The organism is Marinibacterium sp. SX1 (assembly GCF_050389775.1).
In the GTDB taxonomy this organism is placed as follows: Bacteria; Pseudomonadota; Alphaproteobacteria; order Rhodobacterales; family Rhodobacteraceae; genus Marinibacterium.
Genome location: NZ_CP177144.1, coordinates 4,411,319 through 4,436,085 on the forward strand (window position 1 = coordinate 4,411,319; position 24,767 = coordinate 4,436,085).

Annotated in this window: 25 protein-coding genes and 1 riboswitch; of the genes, 7 read left to right on the top strand and 18 right to left on the bottom strand. The window is 68.0% G+C overall.

All coding sequences use genetic code 11. The features are described from left to right. The first annotated feature begins 32 nt into the window (after positions 1–32). The 3 genes from ACK3BB_RS19855 (at position 33) to ACK3BB_RS19865 (ending at position 3,401) form a co-directional block, all read left to right on the top strand. Positions 33–1,061: a DUF2332 domain-containing protein gene (locus ACK3BB_RS19855; protein WP_428926377.1), complete on the top strand. Its 1,029-nt coding sequence runs from the start codon at positions 33–35 to the stop codon at positions 1,059–1,061. A 167-nt stretch (positions 1,062–1,228) separates the two neighbouring features. Then, positions 1,229–1,609, top strand: coding sequence for a DUF2237 family protein (locus tag ACK3BB_RS19860; RefSeq protein ID WP_428926378.1), 381 nt, complete (start codon positions 1,229–1,231; stop codon positions 1,607–1,609). 37 nt (positions 1,610–1,646) lie between these two features. Continuing rightward, positions 1,647–3,401, top strand: a complete 1,755-nt coding sequence (locus tag ACK3BB_RS19865; protein WP_428926379.1) for a mechanosensitive ion channel family protein — start codon at positions 1,647–1,649, stop codon at positions 3,399–3,401. Positions 3,402–3,447: 46 nt separating this feature from the next. Here the strand turns inward: ACK3BB_RS19865 and trpB are convergent, their stop codons facing one another. Together trpB and ACK3BB_RS19875 are read right to left on the bottom strand one after the other, a co-directional pair. Next, positions 3,448–4,680, bottom strand: a complete 1,233-nt coding sequence (trpB, locus tag ACK3BB_RS19870) for a tryptophan synthase subunit beta (RefSeq protein WP_428926380.1) — start codon at positions 4,678–4,680, stop codon at positions 3,448–3,450. A gap of 273 nt (positions 4,681–4,953) precedes the next feature. Next, the gene (locus ACK3BB_RS19875; protein WP_428926381.1) at positions 4,954–5,448 is read right to left on the bottom strand and encodes a fasciclin domain-containing protein; all 495 of its coding nucleotides are present in this window, start codon (positions 5,446–5,448) and stop codon (positions 4,954–4,956) included. Between the two features lie 500 nt (positions 5,449–5,948). Between ACK3BB_RS19875 and ACK3BB_RS19880 the strand changes: the two genes are divergently transcribed. Beyond that, complete coding sequence (locus ACK3BB_RS19880; RefSeq protein WP_428926382.1) at positions 5,949–6,347, top strand: rhodanese-like domain-containing protein; 399 nt, start codon at positions 5,949–5,951, stop codon at positions 6,345–6,347. Positions 6,348–6,376: 29 nt separating this feature from the next. On the opposite strand, the gene ACK3BB_RS19885 is transcribed toward ACK3BB_RS19880, so the two are convergent. From ACK3BB_RS19885 to trmB, 8 genes are all read right to left on the bottom strand, one after another. Further along, a complete protein-coding gene (locus ACK3BB_RS19885) occupies positions 6,377–7,075 on the bottom strand; it encodes a phosphoribosylanthranilate isomerase (RefSeq protein ID WP_428928769.1) in 699 nt (232 codons plus the stop codon). A gap of 16 nt (positions 7,076–7,091) precedes the next feature. Then, positions 7,092–7,439, bottom strand: coding sequence for a lipopolysaccharide assembly protein LapA domain-containing protein (locus tag ACK3BB_RS19890; RefSeq protein ID WP_428926383.1), 348 nt, complete (start codon positions 7,437–7,439; stop codon positions 7,092–7,094). Further along, positions 7,440–7,727 carry an integration host factor subunit beta gene (ihfB, locus tag ACK3BB_RS19895; RefSeq protein ID WP_428926384.1) on the bottom strand — a complete coding sequence of 96 codons (288 nt, stop codon included), beginning with the start codon at positions 7,725–7,727 and terminating at the stop codon, positions 7,440–7,442. It lies immediately after the preceding gene. A 361-nt stretch (positions 7,728–8,088) separates the two neighbouring features. After that, a complete protein-coding gene (rpsA, locus tag ACK3BB_RS19900; RefSeq protein WP_428926385.1) occupies positions 8,089–9,768 on the bottom strand; it encodes a 30S ribosomal protein S1 in 1,680 nt (559 codons plus the stop codon). 356 nt (positions 9,769–10,124) lie between these two features. After that, the gene (locus ACK3BB_RS19905; RefSeq protein ID WP_428926386.1) at positions 10,125–11,123 is read right to left on the bottom strand and encodes an aldo/keto reductase; all 999 of its coding nucleotides are present in this window, start codon (positions 11,121–11,123) and stop codon (positions 10,125–10,127) included. Between the two features lie 9 nt (positions 11,124–11,132). After that, entirely contained in the window at positions 11,133–11,756 is a 624-nt protein-coding gene (locus ACK3BB_RS19910) for a (d)CMP kinase (protein WP_428926387.1), read from the bottom strand. Next, complete coding sequence (gene aroA / locus ACK3BB_RS19915) at positions 11,753–13,126, bottom strand: 3-phosphoshikimate 1-carboxyvinyltransferase (protein ID WP_428926388.1); 1,374 nt, start codon at positions 13,124–13,126, stop codon at positions 11,753–11,755. Before aroA ends, ACK3BB_RS19910 begins: the two co-directional genes overlap by 4 nt. A gap of 165 nt (positions 13,127–13,291) precedes the next feature. Next, entirely contained in the window at positions 13,292–13,993 is a 702-nt protein-coding gene (gene trmB, locus ACK3BB_RS19920) for a tRNA (guanine(46)-N(7))-methyltransferase TrmB (RefSeq protein ID WP_428926389.1), read from the bottom strand. 89 nt (positions 13,994–14,082) lie between these two features. Here trmB and cls point away from each other — a divergent pair, with 89 nt between their 5' ends. Both cls and ACK3BB_RS19930 read left to right on the top strand, forming a co-directional pair. Beyond that, positions 14,083–15,498, top strand: coding sequence for a cardiolipin synthase (gene cls / locus ACK3BB_RS19925; RefSeq protein ID WP_428926390.1), 1,416 nt, complete (start codon positions 14,083–14,085; stop codon positions 15,496–15,498). 5 nt (positions 15,499–15,503) lie between these two features. Beyond that, entirely contained in the window at positions 15,504–16,235 is a 732-nt protein-coding gene (locus ACK3BB_RS19930) for an endonuclease/exonuclease/phosphatase family protein (RefSeq protein WP_428926391.1), read from the top strand. On the opposite strand, the gene metK is transcribed toward ACK3BB_RS19930, so the two are convergent. The 7 genes from metK to ACK3BB_RS19965 form a co-directional block, all read right to left on the bottom strand. Further along, positions 16,219–17,385 (bottom strand): methionine adenosyltransferase, encoded by a 1,167-nt coding sequence (gene metK, locus ACK3BB_RS19935; RefSeq protein WP_428926392.1) that lies wholly within the window; start codon positions 17,383–17,385, stop codon positions 16,219–16,221. The genes ACK3BB_RS19930 and metK overlap by 17 nt on opposite strands. A 6-nt stretch (positions 17,386–17,391) precedes the next feature. Further along, a riboswitch (SAM-SAH riboswitch) is annotated at positions 17,392–17,442 on the bottom strand. Between the two features lie 31 nt (positions 17,443–17,473). Continuing rightward, positions 17,474–18,994, bottom strand: coding sequence for an apolipoprotein N-acyltransferase (lnt, locus tag ACK3BB_RS19940; protein ID WP_428926393.1), 1,521 nt, complete (start codon positions 18,992–18,994; stop codon positions 17,474–17,476). Between the two features lie 8 nt (positions 18,995–19,002). After that, a complete protein-coding gene (locus tag ACK3BB_RS19945; RefSeq protein WP_428926394.1) occupies positions 19,003–19,884 on the bottom strand; it encodes a hemolysin family protein in 882 nt (293 codons plus the stop codon). 10 nt (positions 19,885–19,894) lie between these two features. After that, entirely contained in the window at positions 19,895–20,419 is a 525-nt protein-coding gene (ybeY, locus tag ACK3BB_RS19950; protein WP_428926395.1) for an rRNA maturation RNase YbeY, read from the bottom strand. 118 nt (positions 20,420–20,537) lie between these two features. Further along, entirely contained in the window at positions 20,538–21,545 is a 1,008-nt protein-coding gene (locus ACK3BB_RS19955) for a PhoH family protein (protein ID WP_428926396.1), read from the bottom strand. Positions 21,546–21,708: 163 nt separating this feature from the next. Next, on the bottom strand, positions 21,709–22,002 hold the full coding sequence (locus ACK3BB_RS19960; protein ID WP_428926397.1) for a hypothetical protein: 294 nt from the start codon (positions 22,000–22,002) through the stop codon (positions 21,709–21,711). Between the two features lie 11 nt (positions 22,003–22,013). Continuing rightward, positions 22,014–22,583 carry an OmpA family protein gene (locus ACK3BB_RS19965; protein ID WP_428926398.1) on the bottom strand — a complete coding sequence of 190 codons (570 nt, stop codon included), beginning with the start codon at positions 22,581–22,583 and terminating at the stop codon, positions 22,014–22,016. A gap of 419 nt (positions 22,584–23,002) precedes the next feature. Here ACK3BB_RS19965 and ACK3BB_RS19970 point away from each other — a divergent pair, with 419 nt between their 5' ends. Beyond that, on the top strand, positions 23,003–23,326 hold the full coding sequence (locus tag ACK3BB_RS19970) for a hypothetical protein (RefSeq protein ID WP_428926399.1): 324 nt from the start codon (positions 23,003–23,005) through the stop codon (positions 23,324–23,326). A 66-nt stretch (positions 23,327–23,392) separates the two neighbouring features. Here ACK3BB_RS19970 and miaB read toward each other — a convergent pair whose 3' ends face one another. Next, positions 23,393–24,715, bottom strand: coding sequence for a tRNA (N6-isopentenyl adenosine(37)-C2)-methylthiotransferase MiaB (gene miaB, locus ACK3BB_RS19975; RefSeq protein WP_428926400.1), 1,323 nt, complete (start codon positions 24,713–24,715; stop codon positions 23,393–23,395). Positions 24,716–24,767 lie beyond the last annotated feature (52 nt).

A 24,767-nucleotide genomic window follows, 5' to 3' on the forward strand; every position in this document is an offset into this window, starting at 1 on the left:
CGGTTCTCCATCCCCACCCGGAGCACAGCGCAATGAGATTCCCCGATGCCCTGCGCAGCCAGGCCCGCTCCTGTGCGGCGCTCGGCTCGCCCTTCATGGGCCGGCTGCTCATGCTGCTGGCCGATCACATGCCCCTTGGCACGCCCCTGCGCGACCGGATCGAAGGCTGGCCCGCCCCGCTCGGCCCCTCGCATGCCTCGCTGCCCCTGCGCCTGGCCGGCGGGCTGCACAACCTGGTCCTGACCGGCGCAGACCCGGCCCTGGCCGCCGTCTATCCCCCCCACGAGGCCGACGATGCCCGGCTGATCCGCGAAACCCTGGCCGCGCTCGACCGCAACCAGGCTTTCCTGCTGAACTGGATCGACAGCCCGCCCCAGACCAACGAGGTCCGCCGCTCGGCCGGGCTGATCCCGGCCGCCCATGTCATCTCCGCCCGGTTCTCGCTGCCCTTCGTCCTGTCGGAACTGGGTGCCAGCGGCGGGCTGAACCTGATGTTCGACCGCTACGGCCTGCAGGCCGGCGATGCCACGCTGGGCGCCCAGGATCCGGTGCTGACCTTCACCCCCGATTGGCAGGGCCCGCCCCCGGCCGCCACGCCCTTTCACGTGGCCGACCGGCGTGGCGTCGACCTGACCCCGATGGATCTCCACGATCCGGCCCAGGTCACGCGCCTGCTGTCCTATCTCTGGCCCGATCAGCCCGAGCGCCGCGCCCTGACCCGCCAGGCCATCGGCGCTCTGCAGGCGCCCGTCGACCCGGGCGATGCCATCGACTGGCTGACCACCCGCCTGTCCGCCCCCCGGCTGGGCCATGTCCATGTCATCTTTCACACCGTGGCCTGGCAATATTTCCCCGAGGCCGTCCAGGACCGGGGCGAAGCCCTGATCACCGAGGCCGGCGCCCGGGCCACGGACGAGGCTCCGCTGGCCCGCATTGCCATGGAAGCCGACGACAGCGACCGGCGCGGCGCGGCCCTGACCCTGCAATGCTGGCCCGACGGCGAGCGGCGCGAACTGGCCCGGGTCGATTTCCATGGCCGCTGGATCGACTGGACAGGCTAGCCCCGCCCGCTAGATCGGTCTGACAACGCCCGTCCCCACCCGGCCCCCGCGCATCGGCGGGGCACCGGGCGGCGCCGCGGCGGCCGGACATGACAGGCCCGGACATGACAGGATAGCGCACGACACCCGGACGGACGGACGCCCGGGGCCAGACAGGAGACCGCCCGATGATCCCCGAAGCCAGCATCAATGTCCTGGGCGGCCCGCTTGCCGCCTGCTCGCGCGATCCGCTGACCGGCTATTTCCGCGACGGCCATTGCAACACCTGCACGGCCGACGCCGGCAGCCACACCGTCTGTGCCGTGATGACCGAAGAATTCCTGGCCTATTCCAAGTATGTCGGCAACGACCTGTCGACGCCCCGCCCAGCCTTCGGCTTTGCCGGGCTGAAACCGGGCGATCAATGGTGCCTCTGCGCCGCCCGGTTCCTGCAGGCCCATGACGAGGGCTGCGCCCCGCGCATCCACCTGGCCGCCACCCATGAACGCGCCCTGGACATCGTGCCGCTGGAGGTGCTGCGCAGCCATGCCCTGGATGCCGGGGCCTGAGCCCGCCCCGCCTGCGGCCCGCCCGATGATCCGTCCGATGAACGTCCTGCCCTCTTCCCTCCCCGCCCCCGTTCCGCCGGCCCCGCACCGCCGCACGGGCCGGACCGGAGGCGCTCATCCGGCCCTGCGGCTGGCCCGGCTCTGCCTGATGCTGGTCGTCCTGGCCCTGCCCCTGATCGCCGCCCCGGCCGCGCCCGTGGCCGCCCAGGAGGGCGAATGGTTCGAGACAGGCCCGCTCAATCCCGGACTTGGCCCGGCGCCGGGCTGGCTGGACCGTTCGACGCCCCAGGGCACGATGGAAAGCTTTCAGCAGGCCATCTACATGGGCGATTACCGCGCCGCGGCCCACCTGCTGGACCTGTCCGACATTCCCGACCCCCAGCAGGGCGTGGCCGGGCCCGAACTGGCCGGCGATCTCAACACCGTGCTGGCCCGCAAGGTCATCATCGACTGGAACGCCCTGTCCGACCGGCCCGACGGCATCCCCGCCCATACAACCGCCGACCAGGCCGCGACGCCGCAACGCTCGATCCTGGTCTGGAGCATCGACCTGGCCGACCGCCCGGTGCCCATCCGCCTGAACCGCGTGGCCCCCGAGGGCGGCGAGCCTGTCTGGGTCTTTGCCCGCCAGACCGTGCGCAACCTGCCCGCCCTGGCCCGGATGCACGGGCCCACGGCCTTCGAGGAATACATGCCCGAAGCGCTGCGCCAGCGCGCGGCCTGGGGCCTCTTCTGGTGGGAGATCATGGCCCTGCCCGTCGTCGCCGGCCTGGCCATTGTCATCGGCATCATCGTGCACCGCCTGCTCAGCCTGCTGGCCCGCCGCGCACGCGGCAGCCTGGCCACGGCCGTGCTGCGCTCGGTGCGGATGCCCGTCATCCTGGTCGCCGTGTCGGGCCTGGCCTGGGCCTGTTCGACCTGGCTCTTCGTCTTCTCAGGGCCGATCGACGTCATCCTGTCGCCGCTGATCGCCACGGGCTTTGTCGTGGCCATGATCACGCTGCTGATGAACACCGTCGACGAGATCCTCGACCGCATCCTGAATTTCGACGAGATCGACCTGTCGGCCGTCGGGCCGGAATTGGAAGAACGTCGGTCGCTGGCGACCAAGGTTGCCGCCGCGCGGCGGGCGGCGCTGGTCATCGTCTTCCTGATCGGCTCGGGCGTGGTCCTGTCGGCCGCCGGGCTGTTCCGCACCATCGGCTTTTCGATCCTGGCCTCGGCCGGGGTGCTGACCCTGATCCTGGGTTTTGCCGCCCGCGACATCCTGGCCAACATCATGGCCTCGCTGCAGATCTCGGCCAACCAATCGGCCCGGATCGGCGACATGGTCATGTTCCGCGACCGGCTGTGCACGGTGGAACGGGTGAACTTTACCTTCGTCCAGCTGCGTATCTGGACGGGCGAACGGCTGGTCGTGCCGGTCACGACCTTCACCGAAGAGGTCTTCGAGAACTGGATGATGGGGTCGGCCGATGCCATCCGCACCATCGAGATGACCGTGACCCCCGAAACCGACGTGCCCCGTCTGCGCGAGATCTTCCTGGCCATCCTCGAGGACGGCCGGGAAAACGAGTGGCTGCTGGGCGAAGCCGAGCTGGCCGGGGTGCATGTGACGGGGGTGGGGCTCTATGGCAAGCAGCTGATGTTCAAGGTGCCCACGACCGATCCGAACACGGCCTGGGACATCGTCTGCGACGTGCGCGAACGGTTGATCGACGAGATCGTGCAGCTGGAAGCGGCAGGCGATGCGGCGATCTTTCCCGCCCTGCCGCCGGTCGACCCGGCCTGATCCGCCGGGCCCGCTTGCCCGGCCTTTCGGCCGGGCGCGCAATGGCTCAGTCGGCCTGTTCCATGTCGAAGCCCAGGTGCTTGGCGACGGTGAAGATATCCTTGTCGCCCCGCCCGCAAAGGTTCATGCAGATGATGTGATCCTTCGGCAGCTCCGGCGCGATCTTCATCACGTGGGCCAGCGCATGCGAGGGTTCGAGCGCCGGGATGATGCCTTCGGTCGTGCAGCAGAGCTGGAACGCCTCCAGCGCCTCCTTGTCGGTGATCGAGACATATTCCGCCCGGCCGATGTCGTGCAGCCAGGAATGTTCGGGCCCGATGCCGGGGTAATCCAGCCCGGCCGAGATCGAATACCCTTCGAGGATCTGCCCGTCGTCGTCCTGCAGCAGGTAGGTCCGGTTGCCGTGTAGCACGCCCGGACGCCCGCCGGTCAGCGAGGCGCAATGTTCCATCTTGGCGTTCACGCCCTTGCCGCCGGCTTCGACACCGATGATCCGCACGCTTTCGTCGTCGAGGAACGGGTAGAACAGGCCCATGGCGTTCGACCCGCCACCGATCGCGGCGATGATCGTGTCGGGCAGACGGCCCTCGGCGGCCTGCATCTGTTCCTTGGCTTCCTTGCCGATGATGGCCTGGAAATCACGCACCATCGCCGGATAGGGGTGCGGCCCGGCCACCGTGCCGATGCAGTAGAACGTGTCGCGCACGTTGGTCACCCAGTCGCGCAGCGCGTCGTTCATCGCGTCCTTCAGCGTGCCCCGGCCGGAGGTCACCGGCACCACCTCGGCGCCCAGCAGGCGCATGCGGAAAACGTTGGGCGCCTGGCGCTCGACGTCGTGGGCACCCATGTAGACCACACATTTCAGTCCGAACTTGGCACAGACCGTTGCCGTGGCCACGCCGTGCTGGCCCGCGCCGGTCTCGGCGATGATCCGGGTCTTGCCCATGCGCCGCGCCAGGATGATCTGGCCCAGCACGTTGTTGATCTTGTGCGCGCCGGTGTGGTTCAGCTCGTCGCGCTTCATGTAGACCTTGGCCCCGCCCAGGTGGTCGGTCAGCCGCTCGGCGAAATAGAGCGGCGAGGGCCGGCCCACGTAATGGGTCCACAGATCGTGCATCTCGGCCCAGAAACTGTCGTCGGTCTTGGCGATTTCATACTGCTTCTCCAGTTCCAGGATCAGCGGCATCAGGGTTTCCGACACGAAACGCCCGCCGAAAAGGCCGAACCGGCCGTTTTCATCGGGGCCGCTCATGAAGGAGTTTTTCAGATCATTGGCCATGATGGTCCCCTCTCTCGTCGCACGCCATCTCATATGGCGCGGCCGGGCGAAATGCCATGGCAAAAGCGGCAGGCCGGCTGTCGAAAACCGCCCGGGCCCGGCCCGCGCGGCATGAAAAAGGCGCCGATGCCCCACGCATCGGCGCCCCGCCTGCCCGGCCCCCGTCGATCCGAAGGGGCGGGCGGCGCCGGACCGGACCGGCCGGGGGCCGCCCCTGCCGATGCGCCTCGGGGTCAGTCGGGGCCACGCCCCGACCGGCCCGGCCCGACCCGGTCAGCTCTCGGGCATCAGCACGGTGTCGATGACATGGATCACCCCGTTCGAGGCTTCGACATCGGCGGTCACGACCTTGGCGTCGTCGACCTTGACGCCGTTGCGGGCATTGACGCTCAGCCGGTCGCCTTCGACCGTCAGAACCTGGGCCTTCTTGCCGGCGATGTCGCCGGACATGATCTTGGCCGGCACGACGTGATAGGTCAGGATCTGCACCAGCTTGTCGCGGTTCTCGGGCATCAGCAGCATCTCGACGGTGCCATCGGGCAGCGCGGCAAAAGCCTCGTCGGTGGGCGCGAAGACGGTGAACGGCCCGTCGCCCTTCAGCGTGTCGACCAGGCCGGCGGCCTGCACGGCGGCGACCAGGGTGCCGAACGATCCGGCCGACACGGCGGTGTCGACGATATCCATGTCGGCGGCCCGGGCCGGCTGGGACAGGGTGGTGCCGGCGACAAGGGCGGCGCCGATGATGCTCAGGAAGCTGCGACGGAACATGGTTGGGTCCTCCTATTCGGGTTGGAATGAACGGGATACGGGCCCCCCGCCCGATCGGATCACCCGCGCCCGCCCTGTTACAGCCCGCTCACGCAGCCGTTATCCACCATCCTTGCCGGCCTGCCCTCGGGCTGCACATGTGGCAGGTACAAGGCGCTGTACTTGCCGACCCGCTCAAAGGTTCGCGCACCTGGCCGACGCAATCCGCTACCCCTGCCAGCCTGCCTCACAGGCCGCACATGTGACCGACACGATCCGCTGTCCTTGCTGACCCGCCGCCCCCTCACTTGACCGACACGATCCGCCACCATTGCCGACCCGCAGGCAAACACATGGCCGGCGCGACCGCCCCCTTGCCGACCCACTCCAAGGCCCCCAACACCTGGCCAACGCGATCCCCTGCCCTTGCCAGCCCGCACCACAGGTCGCACACTTGGCCGACGCGGGGCGCCGTCCCGCGCGAGACCCACGCGCATATCCATCGAGGAGAGGAGACCGCCATGGCCCTGGCAAAAGGCTACAAGGACCTGCTGGCCGAGGCCAACGCCCGGATCGAGACCCTGCCGACCGCGGCGGCCATCGCCCGCCACGGCGACCCCGAGGTGGTCTTTGTCGATCTGCGCGACCGGCGCGAGCTGGAACGCGAGGGGCGCATTCCCGGGGCCTTCCACTGTCCGCGCGGCATGCTGGAATTCTGGATCGACCCGGACAGCCCCTATCACAAGCCCATCTTCGCCGAGCCGAAGACCTTCCTGTTCTACTGCGCCAGCGCCTGGCGCTCGGCCCTGGCCACCCAGGCGGCCCAGGACATGGGGCTGGCCCCGGTCGCCCATGTCGACGGCGGGTTCAAGGCCTGGAAGGCCGCCGGCGGTCCGGTGGAAAAGGTTGAGAAACGTTAATCGGGCCGGGCGCGATCAAACGCTGCGGATCAGCCTTGGCTTGCCGCCGCCCCGAAGGCCGCGATCAGCCCGGCATCCTTGACGCCCCGCTCGCGTTCGATGCCCGATGACACGTCGACCTGGCGCGCGCCGGTCAGGCGCACCGCCTCGGCCAGGTTGTCAGGCGTCAGCCCTCCGGCCAGCATCCAGGGCACCGGCCAGCGCCGGCCGGCCAGCAGCCGCCAGTCAAAGGCCAGCCCGTTGCCCCCGGGCAGATCGGCGCCCCGGGGCGGCTTGGCATCGACCAGCAGCTGATCGGCCACCCGGCCATGCGCGTCCAGCCCGGCCAGGTCCGCCGCATCGGCCACGCCCACGGCCTTCATCACCGGCAGCCCGTACCGCGCCCGGACCTCGGCTACCCGCTCGGGGCTTTCCGAGCCGTGCAGCTGCAGCATGTCGATGGGCACCTCGGCCAAAAGCGCGTCGAGCATGGCATCATCGGCATTGACCGTCAGCGCCACCTTGCAGATGCCCTGGGGCACCAGCGCGGCCAGCGCGCGGGCCTGATCAGCGCTGACGCAGCGCGGCGATTTCGGGAAGAACACAAAGCCGACATAGGCCGCCCCGGCCGCGGCAGCCGCCGCAACGTCGTCGGCCGTCTTTAGCCCGCAGAACTTGACCCGCAGGCTGTCGGATGGATGCGCCGCGCCCGGCGCGGGAACCGGGCCGGGCGACGACAGGTCGGTCATGTCGGACATGGCCGCCTCAGGCGTCCTCGAGAATGGCCAGGACCTCGTCCTTGCCCTTGTTCTTCTCGGTCTTCAGCCGCTTGACCTCGCGCTCCAGCTTGCGCACCTCGCGCGAGGACGTGCTGGCCTCGCGACGGTGGCGGTATTCGCGCATCCATTCCCAGAAGAACCCGACCAGCAGGCCGACGCCGATGCTGGCCAGGATCACCGTGAAGACCGGCAGGGTCACCACGATGTTCCAGCCCATGAAATCCGCCACGGGATCGGGGAATAGCGCCAGCGTCAGCGGCCCCCGGTTAGCCAGCGACATCGAGACAAGCACAATGGCCAGCAGACCCCAAACAACGTAGCGAACATAGCGCATCTATTCGACCTTTCCGTTCAGCCTGTCCCGCAAGAGCTTGCCGGTCTTGAAGAACGGGACATACTTTTCTTCGACATGTACCGTTTCGCCGGTGCGCGGGTTGCGGCCGACGCGCGCATCCCGTTTCTTGACCGAGAACGCGCCAAAGCCTCGCAGCTCCACGCGATCACCGCGGGCCATGGCCCCGGTCACTTCCTCGAAGAACGTGTTGACTATGCGCTCCACGTCCCGCTGGTACAGATGCGGGTTTTCTTCGGCGATCTTCTGTATCAGTTCTGATCTGATCATGACGTCCTACCCTCCCCGTCCGGCAAGGTTCGATCCGAGCCTTCAGGGGACTATAGGAACAATTCTCGCACGCGCAAACGACAAGTTATTGTCTTGGGACGGGAAATTCCGCCCCAGACGGCAAAAACCGGCCTTGACTCGGGCTCTGCCGTTCCTAGGCCCCGGCCCGTGGCACGCCCCCGACCCACCCGCGCGCCTGCCTGGCCGAATCAAGAAAGGGGCCCCGCGCGGCCTGCGCGGAGCCCCCTTTTGTCTTGTGATCCGGACAGGTTGGCCGTGGCCCCCTGCCCCGTCACGCACCCCCGGCCCGGTCTGATCCGGCCCCGAAGGCCCGGATCGCCCGGCCCGAAGGCCGCGTGGATCAGTCGTCGCCCTTGAGCGCGGCGCCCAGGATGTCGCCCAGCGATGCACCCGAGTCGGACGAGCCATACTGTTCGACGGCTTCCTTCTCTTCGGCGATCTCGCGTGCCTTGATCGACAGGCCCAGGCGGCGGGTCTTGTTGTCGATGTTGGTGACGCGCACGTCGATGTGGTCACCGACCGAGAACCGCTCGGGGCGCTGCTCGGAACGGTCACGCGACAGGTCGGAGCGACGGATGAAGGACTTCATGCCCTCATAGGTCACTTCGATGCCGCCGTCCTCGATGGCCGTCACTTCGACGGTCACGATCGAGCCACGCTTCACGGCGCCGGTTGCATCAGCGAACTTGTCGCCGCCAACGGCCTTGATCGAGAGCGAGATGCGTTCCTTGTCGACATCCACTTCCGAGACAACCGCCTTGACGACGTCGCCCTTGCGGTAGTTCTGGATGGCGTCTTCGCCACGCTCGTCCCACGACAGATCGGACAGGTGAACCATGCCGTCGATGTCGCCCGGCAGGCCGACGAACAGACCGAATTCGGTGATGTTCTTGACTTCGCCTTCGACTTCGGTGCCCTCGGGATGCGTTTCCGCAAAGACTTCCCACGGGTTGCGCATGGTCTGCTTCAGGCCCAGCGACACGCGGCGCTTGGCACCGTCGATCTCCAGGACCATGACGTCGACTTCCTGCGAGGTCGACACGATCTTGCCCGGATGGACGTTCTTCTTGGTCCAGGACATCTCGGAGACGTGGACCAGACCTTCGACACCCGGCTCCAGCTCGACGAATGCACCGTAATCGGTGATGTTCGTGACGCGGCCCTTGTGGACGCTGGCCAGCGGGTACTTGACGGCCACCAGATCCCACGGATCTTCCTGCAGCTGCTTCATGCCCAGGGAGATACGGTGGGTTTCCTTGTTGATCTTGATGACCTGGACCTTGACGGTCTCGCCGATCGACAGGATCTCCGAGGGGTGGTTCACACGGCGCCAGGCCATGTCGGTGACGTGCAGCAGGCCGTCCACACCGCCCAGGTCGACGAATGCGCCGTACTCGGTGATGTTCTTGACCACGCCGTCAACCGTGTCGCCCTCTTTCAGGCGGCTGATGACCTCGGCGCGCTGCTCGGCACGCGATTCTTCCAGGATGGCGCGGCGCGACACGACGATGTTGCCCCGGCGGCGGTCCATTTTCAGGATCTGGAACGGCTGCTTGAGACCCATCAGCGGGCCGGCGTCACGCACGGGGCGAACATCCACTTGCGAACCGGGCAGGAAGGCCACGGCGCCGCCCAGGTCGACGGTAAAGCCACCCTTGACGCGGTTGAAGATCGCACCTTCGACGCGCTGGTCGTCGGCATAGGCTTTTTCCAGGCGGTCCCAGGCTTCCTCGCGGCGGGCCATCTCGCGCGAGATGACGGCTTCGCCACGGGCGTTCTCGGCGGCGCGAAGATAGACTTCGACTTCGTCGCCGACGCCGATTTCGGCGGCTTCACCGGGGTTCGCGAATTCTTTCAGATCGACGCGGCCTTCCATCTTGTAGCCGACATCGATGATGGCCTGGCCCGCCTCGACGGCGATGACCTTGCCCTTGACGACAGTGCCCTCATCGGGCGTGTCCATTTCGAAGCTTTCGTTCAGGAGGGCTTCGAATTCCTCCATGGATGCGCTTTGAGCCATACGGGTCTCGGTTTCCTTTTAAGCGTTATACTGGCCGCGCGGTTGTCTCCGCCGGTCTATGGATTGGATGAAGATGCGCAAAACAAAGAGGGCCGGATGGTCCGACCCTGCTCGCCTCATGTCTTGCGGTGATTTCACCTTCTGGGCGCGCGTCGTAGATCGTTTGGGCCCGAAAGGCAAGGGGAAAGCGCCTGTTTGCCGGCCCCGCCCGCCCCGCGATGTCCCGTAGGATGGGTGATGTCACCCATCCTACCCCTGCCCGGCCGTCCGGGCGCCAGGTCAAACCGCACGACCCGAGACACCTGACCGATGCCCGATCCGCCCCTTCGCCGCCGAGCGCGCAGGCACAGCGGCCCTCAGCAATAGCGCTCCGGGCCGATCCACTGGACATCCGAATAGCGATCGCCCCAGGCCCAGCCCACCGGCAGCACCTCTTCGATCCGGGCCAGGTCACCCTCGGACAGCGCCAGCTTTTCGCCGGCCACGCATTCGCGGAAATGCTCGACCGACCGGCTGCCCGGGATCGGGATCACGTGGTCGCCCTTGCTCAGCAGCCAGGCATTGGCCAGCGCCGCGGCCGAGGTGCCCATCTCGGCTGCCAACGCGCGGAAGCCTTCCAGGATGCGCAGGTTCTCGGTCAGGTTGGGCTCCATGAACCGCGGGTTGGACGCCAGGAAGGGAATATCCTTGAGCCGCTCGCGCGGGATCGGCGCGTCGGTCAGCAGCGACCGGCCGACCGGCGAAAAGGCCACCATGGCCACGCCCAGCTCGGCGCAGGTCTGCACCAGGCCCATGTCGGGCGCCCGGGTCGACAGCGAATATTCCGATTGCACGGCCGCCACCGGAAAGGCCTTCATCGCCCGGCGCAGGGTTGCCGGGGCGATTTCCGACAGGCCGATGGCCCGGGTCTTGCCCTTCTCGACCAGCCGGCCAAGATTGGCTGCGGTTTCCTCGGGCGTGAACCGCGGGTCGCGCCGGTGGGCGTAGAACAGGTCGACGCAGTCGACGCCCATCCGCTGCAACGACTTGTCCAACTCGGCCTCGAGATGTTCGGCCGAATTGTCAAAGGCCCGGTCACCGTTCTCGTCGGTCGTGATCGTCGCCTTGGTCGCGATGACAAATTCGTCGCGCGCCCCCGGATTGGCCTTGAGATAGGTGCCGATGGCCGTTTCCGACTTGCCCATGCCATAGATGTTGGCCGTGTCCAGGTGGGTCACCCCCCAGTCGCGGCAGGCATCCATGATGCGGTGGCTCGCCGCCTCGTCCGTCGCCCCGTAGATGTCGGAAAACGACATCGCCCCGTAGCCGATTGCCCCGACCTCCGGTCCGTTCGCTCCAAGTCTGCGCTGTTCCATGGCCGCCTCTCACGCCTGGGGCAGCCGCGCCTCCACCGCCCGGGTGGCCGCCGCGACCGCGTCTTCGATACTCATTTCCGTGGTGTCGAGCGTCACCGCCCCCTCGGCCGCCCGCAGGGGCGCGTCCGAGCGGTTCATGTCGCGCTCGTCCCGGGCCTCGATATCAGCCAGGACCTCGGCATACGAGATCCCGTCGCCCCGTTCGGCCAGTTCCCGGTGCCGCCGCCGGGCCCGTGCCTCGGCAGAGGCAGTGACGTAGAGTTTCACCTCGGCCTGGGGACAGATCACCGTGCCGATGTCGCGCCCGTCCAGCACCGCGCCGCCCGCCCGGCGGGCAAAGGCGCGCTGGAAATCCTTCAGCGCGGCGCGCACGGCGGGCATGGCCGCGACCTTGCTGGCCGCCTGGCCGGCCTGCGAGCTGCGCAGGCCCGGGTCGTCCAGCACCCCGGCGGTCAGGCTTTCGGCCGCCTCGACCGCATCGCGGCCGGCATTCACCTGGGCGCCCACCGCGCGATAGAGCAGCCCGGTGTCCAAATAGGCAAACCCGAATTGCCGGGCCAGCGCCCGGGCGATGGTGCCCTTGCCCGAGGCCGCCGGGCCGTCGAGCGCAACGGTGAAGGGCCGGGTCGTCATGCCGCGGCGTCTTCGGTGCGGCGCAGGTCGGCGCCCAGCCCGCCCATCAGCCCTTCGAAGATCGGGAAGGACGTGGCGATCGGCCCGCCGTCATCGACCGACACGGGCTGGTCGGCGGCCATGCCCAGGATCAGGAACGACATGGCGATCCGGTGATCCAGATGGCTGGCGCAGGTCACCCCGCCCGGCACGCCCCCGGCATTGCCCCGCCGGGGCGAGCCGGTGACGTTCCACCAGTCGGGCCCGTCCTCGACCGGCACGCCGGCCGCGCGCAGACCGCTGGCCATGGCCTCGATCCGATCGCTTTCCTTGACCCGCAGTTCCTTGACGCCCTGCATGACGGTCACGCCCTCGGCAAAGGCCGCGACGACCGACAGGATGGGATATTCGTCGATCATGCTGGCCGCACGTTCGGGCGGCACGTTGATGCCCTTCATGTCGGGCGAGTACTTCGCCCGCAGGTCGGCCACCGGCTCGCCGCCTTCCTCGCGCATGTTCTCGAAGGTCAGGTCGGCGCCCATGTCCTGCAGCGTGTAGAACAGCCCGGCCCGCGTCGGGTTCAGCCCGATCCCCGGCACCAGCACATCCGACCCCGGCACGATCAGCGCCGCGCAGACCGGAAAGGCCGCGCTGGACGGATCGCGGGGCACGGCGATGGTCTGGGGCTTCAGCTCGGGCTGGCCGGTCAGGGTGATGACCCGGCCCTCGTCGGTCTCTTCGGTGGTGATCTCGGCCCCGAACCCTTCGAGCATGCGCTCGGTATGGTCGCGGGTGGCCTCCTTCTCGATGACCACGGTCTGGCCCGGGGCGTTCAGCCCGGCCAGCAGCACGGCCGACTTGACCTGGGCCGAGGGCATCGGCGTGGTATAGCGCACCGGCACCGGATCGGCCGCTCCGGTGATCGTCAGCGGCAGCCGCCCGCCCGATCGGCCATGGGCCACGGCACCGAACAGGGCCAGCGGATCGGTGATCCGGGCCATCGGCCGCTTGTTCAGCGAGGCATCGCCGGTGAAGGTCGCGGAAATCGGCGAGGTGGCCATGGTGCCCATGATCAGCCGTACGCCGGTGCCCGAATTGCCGCAATCGATGACCTGGTCGGGCTCGGCAAAGCCGCCCACGCCCACACCGCTGACGGTCCAGGCGCCGGGCCCGTGATGGGTGACCTGAGCGCCAAAGGCCTGCATGGCCTTGGCCGTGTCCAGCACGTCCTGGCCTTCGAGCAGGCCGGTGATCTTCGTCTCGCCCACGCTCATCGCGCCCAGGATCAGCGCCCGGTGCGAAATCGACTTGTCGCCGGGCACCTCGGCGGTGCCGGTCAGCGGGCCGCAGGGGAAGGAGGTCATCGGAATCGTGGGGCCATGGGCGGACATGCGGAACTCCTCATCTGGTGCAGTCTGAAGCTGTCTGACCGGGTCTGACGTGCCGTCCCGCGTTTAACCGCAACCGGCCGTGAGCGTCCAGCCGGAAAGCCCGCGCCGACCGGGCGGGCCATGCCCGGCACGGGCCGGCACGGGCCGGGCGCCCCCGCGCCAGGCTCAGCCCTGGCGGCGGAAAGTCAGGTAATGCGGCACCCGGCCCTCGCGCAGGGCCTTTTGCTCGTAGCGCGTCGAGATCCAGTCGTCCCAGGGCGCGCGCCAGTCGGCCGGCCGCTCGGCCAGCCAGTCAAACCCGGCCTTCGGCACTTCTTCGAGCGTCTGGCGGACGTAATCGGGAATATCGGTGGCCACGCGAAAGATCGCCCCGGGCTTCATCACCCGGGCCAGCGGTTCCAGGTGCTCGGGCGTGACGAACCGGCGCCGGTGGTGGCGCTTCTTGGGCCAGGGATCGGGATAGAGCAGGAAGGCCCGCGACACCGAGGCCGCGGGCAGCACGTCCATCAGGTCGCGCGCATCGCCGGGATGCACGGCCAGGTTCTCGACCCCGGCCTTGCGGATCTTGCCCAGCAGCATGGCCACGCCGTTGATGTAGGGTTCCGCCCCGATGATGCCCACGTCCGGGTTGGACGCGGCCTGGTGCACCAGGTGTTCGCCGCCGCCAAAGCCGACTTCCAGCCAGACCGGGCGCCCGCCGAACAGCCCGTCCAGGTCGAGCGGATGGCGGTCGGGATTGGCCTCCCAGTCGACGGCGCCCGGCGACAGGGCGGCCAGGTCTTCGTCGAGATAGGTCTTCTGGCTCTTCTTCAGGGCCTTGCCCTTGAGGCGGCCGTAGAAATTGCGATGCGGGCGGTCAGGTGTCATGCCCGGGCGTTTATCGCGCGCAGGCTGCGGGGGCAACGAGACAAAGGCCCCTGCTTCGTGTTTGATGGCGCAAATTGACGGAGCACCCCATGATCCTTGCCATTGTCCTGCCTCTCCTGACGCTTGCCGTGCTGCTGGCCTCGCTCTGGTCCGCGTGGAAGGCCGTGCGCACCGCGCGCACGCCGCAGGGGGCGGTGGGCTGGGTCGTGTTCCTGCTGACCGCGCCCTACATTGCGCTGGTCGCCTACCTGTTCCTCGGCCATCACCGCTATCGCCATTACCTGGTCTCGCGGCGCGAAAGCGGCCGGGTGATCGAGGCCGCCGGCGATTTCGCCGTGCGCTTCGCCCCAGGCCATGCGCCCGACGGGCTGAACCCCCGGCCCTTCGAAAAGCTGGCCGCCATGGGCGCCACGCGCGGCAACGACATGCAGCTGCTGATCGACGGCGATGCCACGTTCGAAGCGCTCTTTGCCGCGATTGACGGGGCCCAGCGGTACATCCTGGCCCAGTTCTTCATCATCCACGACGACGAGATCGGCCGGGCCTTTGCCGACCGCCTGATCCAGGCCGCCGACCGGGGCGTGACCGTGCGGCTGATCTTCGATCCCATCGGCTCGCGCACCCTGCCCGTCGACTACCTGCGCCGGCTGCGCGATGCCGGGGTCAAGGTGCCCGGCAAGCGCAAGCTCAGCCGGCGGGCCGGGCGGTTGCAGATGAATTACCGCAACCACCGCAAGACGCTGATCGTCGACGGCCGGCAGGGCTTTACCGGCGGGCTGAACGTCGGCGACGAATATCTCGGCCGCGATCCCAAGTTCGGCCATTGGCGCGATACCTTCGTGCGCCTGACCGGCCCCATCGTGTCGCAGCTGCAGCTGGTCTTTGCCGAGGATTGGCACTGGGGCACCGGCGAGACGCTGATTTCGCCGCTGCACTGGGAGCCGGAGCCGGCCGAGGCCGACATGACCGGGCTGATCCTGCCCGCCGGGCCGGCCGACGACATGGAAACCGGCACGCTGTTCTTCCTGTCGGCCATCGTCGCGGCGAAACACCGGCTGTGGGTGGCCTCGCCCTATTTCGTGCCCGACACCGACATCCTGAGCGCGCTGAAACAGGCCGCGCTGCGTGGCGTCGACGTGCGCATCCTTGTGCCGGACGCAATCGACCATACGTTACCCTGGCTGGCGGCCTTCGCGGCTTTTGACGAATGCCGCGCGGCAGGGGTGGAAATCTGGCGCTACGGCGACGGGTTCCTGCATGAAAAGGTCGTGCTGGTCGATGACAGCATGGCCGCCGTAGGATCGATGAACATGGACAACCGCTCGTTCCGGCTGAATTTCGAAACCATGGCCGTGCTGTTCGACAGCCGGGCCGCCCGGGACGTGGCCGCGATGCTCGAAGCCGATTTCGCCCAGGCCTGGAAGCTGGACCGCCCGCTGTCCCGGCAAAAGCTGGGCATCCGGCTGGGCGCGCCCTTTGCCCGGCTCTTCGCACCGCTGCTGTGACGCCGATGCGAGTGGCAAGCTACAATATCCGCAAGGCGCGCGGGATGGATCAGAAACGCTCGCCCGAGCGCATTCTCGAAGTGGTCTCGCGGCTGGGCGCCGACGTGGTCGTGCTGCAGGAGGCCGATCTGCGGCTGGGCCCCCGGCCCACCGCCCTGCCCCGCGACCTGATCGAGCGCGAGACCGATTATCACGTCGCGCCGCTGGCCGAGAACGATGTCAGCCTGGGCTGGCACGGCAATGCCATGCTGGTGCGCAAGGGCTACGAGCTGGGCGAGATCGGGCGCTATGACCTGCCCGGGCTGGAACCGCGCGGGGCGGTCTCGGCGCTGATGACCGGCGGTGGCGAGCCGCTGCGCATCGTCGGCGTGCACCTGGGCCTGCTGCGGCCCTCGCGGCGGCTGCAGCTGGAGATGATCCGCGACGTGCTGGACGACGACCACACCCATCGCACCGTCATCGCCGGCGATTTCAACGAATGGTCGGCCCGTCACGCCCATGGCCCGCTGGAACCGTCGTTCCACATGGTGCCCGAGCAGCGCAGCTTTCCGGCGACCTACCCGGTGGCCGCGCTGGACCGCATCGCCCATGGCCCCGGGCTGGGGCTGGTCGACAGCGGAGTCGAAAACGGCCCGGAAAGCCGGGCCGCTTCGGATCACCTGCCGATCTGGGCGGAATTCGAGGCGCGGCCGGACGAGTCCCACCGCGCCACGGCGCCGCTCAGACGGCCTTCTTGAGCGCCTCGACCAGGTCGGTGCGCTCCCACGAGAACCCGCCGTCGGCCTCGGGCTCGCGCCCGAAATGGCCATAGGCCGAGGTCCGCGCGTAGATCGGCTTGTTCAGGTCCAGGTGGGTGCGGATGCCGCGCGGGGTCAGGTCCATGACCTGGGCCGCGGCCTTTTCGATGACCTCTTCCGGAACCTTGCCGGTGCCGTAGGTGTCGACATAGACCGACAGCGGCTTGGCCACGCCGATGGCATAGGACAGCTGCAGCGTCGCCTTGTCGGCCAGGCCCGCGGCCACGATGTTCTTGGCCAGGTAGCGTGCGGCATAGGCCGCCGAGCGGTCCACCTTGGTCGGATCCTTGCCCGAGAACGCACCGCCGCCATGGGGCGCCGCGCCGCCGTAGGTGTCGACGATGATCTTGCGGCCCGTCAGGCCCGCGTCACCATCCGGCCCGCCGATCACGAAGGTGCCCGTCGGGTTGACCCACCATTCGGTCTCCTCGGTGATCCAGCCCGCGGGCAGGACCTCGCGGATATAGGGTTCGACGATGGCCCGGATGTCGTCGCTGGTCTGGTCTTCGCTCTCGTGCTGGGTCGACAGCACGATCGACGACACGCCCACCGGCTTGCCGTCTTCATAGACCACCGACAGCTGGCTCTTGGCGTCAGGCTTCAGCGTCGGCTCGGCGCCGGATTTGCGCGCTTCGGCCAGGCGGCGCAGGATGGCATGCGAATACTGGATCGGCGCGGGCATCAGCTCGGGCGTCTCGTTGGTCGCGAAACCGAACATGATGCCCTGGTCGCCGGCCCCGTCCTTGTCGACGCCCTGGGCGATATGGGCCGATTGCTCGTGCAGGAAGTTCAGCACGTGGCAGGTGTTCCAGTGGAAATGTTCCTGCTCGTAGCCGATGTCCTTGATGCAGTCGCGGGCGATCTCGGGGATGCGCCCCATGTAGTTCTTCAGCTTTTCCTGGTCGGACAGGCCGACCTCGCCGCCGATCACGACCATGCCCGATGTGGCAAAGGTTTCGCAGGCGACGCGGGCATTGGCCTCTTCCGTGAGGAAGGCATCGAGGATGGCGTCGGAAATCCGGTCGCAAACCTTGTCCGGGTGACCCTCGGACACGGATTCCGAGGTGAAGGTGTAGTTATCGCGGGTCATGGGAGGTGCTCCATTGGAATGTCTGTCCGTCACGCCAGGAAGCCGTTGTGACGGTGTCCGTCTGGCGTAGGCCCGCGCAGGCCCACGGTCAATCGGAATCTCGGTCTTGCTTGACGATACGTAACGACAGCCCCGCCCCAAGCAGCAAAAGCGCCACAATCAGCCAGGGCCAGTCGCCGCTGCGGGCATAGGGCGTGGCGGGCAGCGGCGCGGGCAGCGCGGCCTGGGCATAGCCGGCCCGGCCAAGGGCCAGGCTGTCGAGGATGCGGCCATGCGGGTCGATGATGGCCGAGATGCCGGTATTGGCCGCGCGCAGCATGGGCAGGCCCTGTTCCACCGCGCGCATCCGGGCCTGGGCCAGGTGCTGATAGGGCCCGACGCGCTGGCCGAACCAGGCATCGTTGGTCACCTGCAGCAGGAAATCGGCCCGGCCCGGCGCGCCGTTGACGTCCTGGGGAAAGACCGCCTCGTAGCAGATCAGCGGCAGGGCCCGGCCCAGCGGCCCGAAATCCATCAGCGCGGGCCCCGGCCCGGCACTGTAGCCGTCGCCGTCCTCTGCGGCCAGGCCACGGATGCCAAGGCGCTTGGCCAGCCCGCCCAGGGGGATGTATTCGCCGAAGGGCACCAGGTGGTGCTTGTCATAGACATCGCTGGCCAGGCCGTCGCCGTCGAGCCGGACCAGCGCGTTGTAGAGCCGCCCGTCATAGCGCCGGATCCCCAGCGCCACCTGCGCCCCGCCGGCGGCCTGGGCGATGGCCTCGTACCAGGGCGCGGCCTGTTCATGCACCGGGGCGATGGCGCTTTCGGGCCAGATCACCAGGTCGGGCCGTGGGCCTTCGGCCGTCAGCTCCAGCTGGCGGCGAAAGAAGACGGGCACCATTTCGGGATCCCATTTCTGGTCCTGCGGCGCGTTGGGCTGGATCACCCGCACGATGCGCCCGGTGCTGTCGACCGGCGCCTGCATTTGCCATGCGGCCAGCGTCAACCCGACAACCAGCAGCGCCGGCCCGACCAGCAACAGGCGCCCCCCGCCCCGGCCGCCCATGGCCCAGAGCCCCAGGCAGATGCAGGCCCCGGTGACCAGCAGGCCCAGCCCGTGCGGGCCCAGCCACGCCAGCAGCGGCAGCATCGGGCTGTCGACCAGCGCCTGGGCCGGCGCGGCCCAGGGAAACCCCGTCAGCAGGTAGGCCCGGCCGAACTCGGCCAGGGCCAGGCTGGGCACCAGCAGCAGCCCGCGCTGCATCCAGTCGCGCCCGGCCCGGTGCGCCGCCCAGAAGGCCGCGGCCCAGAACAGAGCCAGCCCGCCGGCCAGGAAGACCAGCGCAAAGGGCGCCATCCAGCCATGGCGCTGCACGTCGACCAGGAAGGGCTCGACGATCCACATCAGCCCGTTGGCAAAATATCCTGCCGCAAAGGCCCAGCCCATGGCCGCGGCCCGGCCCCGGCTTTCACCCAGGGCCAGCAGGCCCGGCAGCAGGATCCAGCCGGCCAGCGCCAGCGGCCATTGGCCGTAGGGCGCCAGCCCCAGCCCGGCGACCGCGCCCAGCAAGGCGGCGGCCGTCATCCGGGCCCAGAGCGGCCAGCGCGTCATGGCGGTGGCGGCGGTCATGTCGCGGCTCAGTCGGTATCGCCCGGCAGGCGCACCCGCAGCCGCTTGATCCGGCGCGGATCGGCATCGACGACCTCGAATTCGGCGCCGTCGGGATGTTCGACCACCTCGCCGCGCGCCGGCACCCGGCCCGAGATCATGAAGACCAGCCCGCCCAGCGTGTCGATCTCTTCCTCGTCGACCTCTTCGCTTTCGGTCAGCGAGCGGCCGATCTCTTCCTCGAATTCTTCCAGCGGCGTCTTGGCCAGGGCCAGGTAGACCCCGGGCTTTTCCATCACCCAGGTCCGGTCCTCGTCGGTGTCGTGCTCATCCTCGATCTCGCCCACGACCTGTTCGACCAGGTCCTCGATCGTGACCAGCCCGTCGACCCCGCCGTATTCGTCGATCACCAGCGCCATGTGGCGCCGTTCGGCCTGCATCTTGGTCAGCAGCACGCCGATCGGCATCGACGGCGGCACGAAGAGCAGCTCGCGCAGCATCGACGACAGGTCGAACGGCGTGTTGTTGCCGTTGAACCCGTGCATCAGCGCGAAATCCTTGAGGTGGATGAAGCCCAGCGGCGTGTCGAGCGTGTTCTCGTAGACCGGGATCCGGGTCATGCCGCTCTCGCGGAAGACCTGCACCAGCTCGTCGGCCGTCACGGTGTTCGGCACGGCCACGATATCGGCGGACGGAATGGCCACGTCCTCGACCCGCATGCGACGCAGGTTGATCATGCCGTGGCGCACGGGTTCCAGGACGACATCCTCGGATTCGTCCCGGCCATTGGCCGCCTGCCCCGGGGTCAGCGCCCCGACAATCCGGCCGAACAATCCACCCTGGCCGGAATTTTCCTCGTCATCTTCAAGCGCGCGCTGCGCCGCGCCAGACGAACCTTCTATGTCGCCCATTTGTCCTATCTCAAACCGGGCCCTCGGCCCCATCGGCGACGATATATGGATTTTCCAGACCCAGTCCAGCCAGTATCTCGGCTTCGAGCCCTTCCATCACCGTCGCATCCGCATCTTCGACGTGATCGTAGCCCAGAAGATGCAGCAATCCGTGCACGACAAGGTGCGTCACATGGTCCTGCATCGGCTTGTCCGCCGCCTCGGCCTCGCGGGCGCAGGTGTCCCAGGATATCGCGATGTCGCCCAGCACCAGCTCGCCCGTCGGATCGGGTTCGGGAGCCAACGGCATGCCCCCGGGCGTGTCGGGCGACAGATCCTCGGCCGGCCAGCTCAACACGTTGGTCGGCGACGGCTTGCCCCGGAATTCGGCATTCAGCACGGCGATGCGGGCATCGTCGCAGGCCAGCAGCGACACGTCGGCCGCCCCGGCGTCCAGCCCCAGATGGCTCAGCGCCGCGCCGGCCACCCGGTCGGCCAGCGCCTCCAGTGCCAGCGCCTGCCAGCGGTCGTCCTCGATGATCGTGTCAACGGCCATGGCCTGCCCCCGTTGCCCGGGCCAAACGCACGGCCCCGTCTCTGGGGCCGTGCCTTACCCGCCTTTGCCGCCATCCGAAAGCCCAGCCCGGGTCGGATATGGGCCGGAACAAGCCGGGTCAGCCCGCCTCGTCGGCCTCGTAGGCCTCGATGATCGCCGCGACCAGCGGGTGGCGCACGACGTCCTTGGCGGTGAAGTAGTTGAACGAGATCTTCGGGATCGCCTTCAGCAGCCGTTCCGCATCGGCCAGCCCCGAGGGCACGCCGCGCGGCAGGTCGACCTGGGACCGGTCGCCGGTGATGACCATGCGCGAGCCCTCGCCCAGGCGGGTCAGGAACATCTTCATCTGCATCGCCGTGGCGTTCTGGGCCTCGTCGAGCACGACAAAGGCATTGGCCAGGGTCCGCCCGCGCATGAAGGCCAGCGGCGCGATCTCGATCTGCTTCTCCTCGCGCAGCTTGGCCACCTGCTTGCCCGGCAGGAAGTCGTTCAGCGCGTCGTAGAGCGGCTGCATGTAGGGATCGACCTTTTCCTCCTGCGTGCCGGGCAGAAAACCCAGCCGTTCGCCCGCCTCGACGGCGGGGCGGCACAGGATGATCTTGTCGACATGGCCCTGGATGAACATGTTCACGCCCACGGCCACGGCCAGGTAGGTCTTGCCCGTGCCGGCCGGGCCGATGCCGAAGGCCAGCTCGTTTTCATAGAGCGACTGGACATAGGCCTTCTGGGCATCCGTCCGCGGCTCGACCAGCTTCTTGCGCGTCTTGATCTCGATCGTGCCGCGCTGGAACATCTCCAGCTGGTCGCCCGGGGCATCCTCGTCCTCGGTCGCGCCCATGCGGATCTCGCGGTCGATGTCGCCGGCCTCGACGGTCTTGCCGCCTTCGAGCCGCTCGTAGAGCGCCTGCAGCACATGGGCCGCGCGTTCCATCGCGCCGTCTTCGCCGTGAATGGCCAGGGCATTGCCCACGCGCACGATCTGCACGGCCAGCTTCTGCTCTATATCGGCCAGGTTCCGGTCGAATTCGCCGCACAGGTCGATGAGCAGCCGGTTGTCAGGAAAATCCAGTCGCACCTCGCGCGGTGCGCTATCGGAGGGGGGCGGGGTCAGGGCGCCTATGGCCAAGCCGGTCTCCTTGTCAGGCATGTGCAGCAAGGGTGCCAATATCCGGCCCGACGCGCAAGCCGAGCGTGGTGAAAATTCACGTCATTGCAACAAAACGGCCGCCCGATTGGGCGGCCGTGGCGGCATCCGGCGCCCGGCGATCGCCGGGCCGGCAAAAGGCCGCTCAGAACACGTCGGGGAAGCCCGAACCGGATTTGAACGGCCCGGTGGCCGTGGTCGGCGGGGCGACGCCCGAACAGACCGGCTTGCCGTACTTGTCCAGCCGCTGCGACAGGTAGCCTTCGAAGCCGTCGTCGATGATCCAGTGGTCGCAGCCCACCGGGTCGACCCAGATCCCGGCCTTGAGCGTCGACAGGTCCTTGCGATCGATGAACCCGTCGCGGCCCTTGTCCTCGCCGACACAGGCGCCGAGGCTGCCCGCGACCAGGGCCAGACCGATGAATGTTCTGATTGCCATGATCGGGCCCCCTACTGGATGCAGATGATTTCGACGCGCCGGTTCTTCGACATGCCGTCGCGGGTGTTGTTCGACGCCACGGGCATCCGTTCGCCATAGCCCCGCACATCGGCGATGCGCGCACCGTTGGCCGCCGCGACCTTGGCCACGGCATTGGCCCGGCGCTGCGACAGGGCCAGGTTGTATTCGTCCGAGGCCCGGGCATCGGTATGGCCGATGATGATGAAGGACGTGGCCGTCGCACCGGTGAAGAACTGGCCCAGGCGCTGCTGCCCGGCCGAGCTGATCGCCGAGCTGTCGGTCGCAAAGAACTGGTCGGTGTTGAGCACGCCGCACAGGTTGCCCCGGCGGCAGACCGGGATGCCCTGGCGGTTGACGTGGGGCGTCATGTAGCCCTCGGCGCCGTCATCCATCACCCAATGTTCGCAGCCGTCCGGATCGACCCAGATGGTCGGCACGTAACGTTCGCCCTTCACCGTGTTCTGGGCCGCCGCCGTCCCGGCCCCTCCGACGAGCAGGACCCCGGCCAGGGCGCAGATCAGCGCCCCCCACCGAGCCCGTGTTCCAGTCCATTCAAACACCGCAGTTTCCCCTTGTTCTGTCTCCGCTCCGCCCTGTGCCGGCGGTTTGTCGCGGAAGCCTGCTTAACGTTAGGAAAGTCCCGGATAATTGTGAAGGAAAATAAGCAACCCTGCCCCGCGGGAAGCGCGGGGTTGGTGGCGCGGACCGGCCGCGCGGCGCCCGGGAGTCGGGCAGGACGGGCCCCGTGGCACGGGCCGCGGGTGACGCTGGCCGGCCAATCGGCAGCGGGATCGCCGCATGGTTTCCGCCGACAGGACAATCGCGCCTTTGCGGCGCAATTGTGACGAATGAGCGCCTTTATTTTGTCACAATCGTTAACGGAACTTGGCAAGCGGTCCAATCGTTAACACATTGCCTTTCACACTCTCGGACGGGCTGCGCCACTCACCCGCCGGCCGTCCAACGACAGGACATACCGATGACCAAGACATTCCGGGCCGCGCTCGGGATCGGCCTTGCTGCGCTGATTCCCCTGCCCGCGGCGGCAATCGACTATCCGACCGCGCCCAACAACACGCCCAACCGCATCACCATTTCCTGCTTTCGCGGCTTCCTGCCCGACGTGATCTGGGACCGGCCCAACTCGGTCTTCGTCGATGACCTGGTGAAATACGGCTATGATTACCCGCAGGCCTTTGCCATCGCCGAGGCCATCTGCCGCGACGAATATGGCGTCAACAACCAGGGTTACATGACCCAGCGCCTGCAGCAGCTGATCCGGGACACCCCGCCCAAGGGCTGAACCCCCTGCCCGGCCCCGCGGCCCGGATGACGGATCGCGGGGTCGCGGGCCGGCGCCGTGGTCGGGTCAGACCAGCTCGCCGGCCAGCGAATTGGGCCCCGATGCGGTGATGCGCACGCGGGCCAGGTCACCCACGCCCACCTTGTCCGACGTGACATGCACGGCATGCAGGTGATCGGACTTGCCGACCATCTGGCCCGGGTTGCGCCCGGGCTTTTCGAACAGCACGCCGACCTCGCGACCGACCATGCCATCCTGCGCCGCGCGCTGCTGGGTCGTGATCAGCGCCTGCAGCCGTTGCAGCCGGTCGTCGGCCTCGGCCGGATCGACCTGGGCGCGTTCGGCCGCCGGGGTGCCCGGGCGGGTCGAGTACTTGAACGAAAACGCCGAGCCATAGCGGACCTCTTCGATCAGGGCCATGGTCTCGCGGAAATGCTCTTCGGTCTCTTCGGGGAAGCCCACGATGAAATCGCCCGACAGCAGGATGTCGGGCCGCGCCGCGCGGATGCGTTCGATCAGGCGGATATAGCTTTCGGCCGTGTGGCTGCGGTTCATCCGCTTGAGGATGAAATCGCTGCCCGATTGCACCGGCAGGTGCAGGTAAGGCATCAGCTTGTCGCAATCGCCATGGGCCGCGATCAGGTCGTCTTCCATGTCGTTGGGATGCGAGGTCGTGAACCGGATGCGCTTGAGATCGTCGATCTCGGCCAGCTCGCGGATCAGCCGGGCCAGGCCCCAGTCGCGCCCGTCGGGACCTTCGCCGTGATAGGCATTCACGTTCTGGCCCAGCAGGGTGATCTCGCGCACGCCGCGCTCGACCAGGTCGCGGGCCTCGGCCAGCACCCGGTCGACCGGGCGCGACACCTCGGCGCCACGGGTATAGGGCACGACGCAGAAGGCACAGAACTTGTCACAGCCTTCCTGCACGGTCAGAAAGGCCGCCGGCCCGCGCTTGGCCTTGGCCCGGCCCTTGAGATGCGCGAACTTGTCCTCTTCGGGGAAATCGGTGTCCAGCGCCTTTTCGCCGCTGCGCGCCTTGGCTTCCAGCTCGGGCAGGCGGTGATAGCTCTGCGGGCCGACCACCAGGTCGACCATCGGCTGGCGGCGCATGATCTCTTCGCCCTCGGCCTGGGCCACGCAGCCGGCCACGCCGATCTTGAGATCCGGCTTGTCGGCCTTCAGCCCCTTGAACCGGCCCAGTTCCGAATAGACCTTTTCGGCGGCCTTCTCGCGGATGTGGCAGGTGTTGAGCAGGATCATGTCGGCATCGTCGGGCGACGCGGTTTCGACATAGCCCTGCCCGCCGAGCGCTTCGGCCATGCGTTCGCTGTCGTAGACGTTCATCTGACAGCCATAGGTCTTGATATAAAGCTTCTTCGGAGCGGACATGGGCGCTGGATCCGGTCTGGCGGGGAAAACGGGGCCCTGCCTAGCGCAAGGC